This is a genomic window from Pseudomonas sp. TJI-51 (assembly GCF_000190455.2).
GTDB lineage: Bacteria > Pseudomonadota > Gammaproteobacteria > Pseudomonadales > Pseudomonadaceae > Aquipseudomonas > Aquipseudomonas juntendi.
In genome coordinates, this window is the sequence record NZ_AEWE02000200.1 from 1 (window position 1) to 234 (window position 234).

General features: G+C 58.1%; 1 protein-coding gene. It reads left to right on the forward strand.

The window, feature by feature from the left end; genetic code table 11:
• Positions 1 to 234 (forward strand): transposase (locus G1E_RS26910; protein WP_047150292.1); only part of this gene is annotated, 234 nt, incomplete at both ends.

Here is a 234-nt window from a genome sequence, read left to right on the forward strand (position 1 = left end):
GGCCTGGCGATTCCACGCTCGACACTGGCCCGGTGGGTCGGGCAAACCGGCGCGCAGCTTCAACCGCTTGTCGATGCCCTGCGTGAAGCGGTGCTGGCTCAACCAGTCATCCACGCCGATGAAACACCGGTTCAGATGTTGGCACCGGGTGAAAAGAAAACCCATCGAAGTTATGTGTGGGCCTATAGCAGCACTGCTTACGCAGAGCTTAAATCCGTGGTTTACGACTTCAGC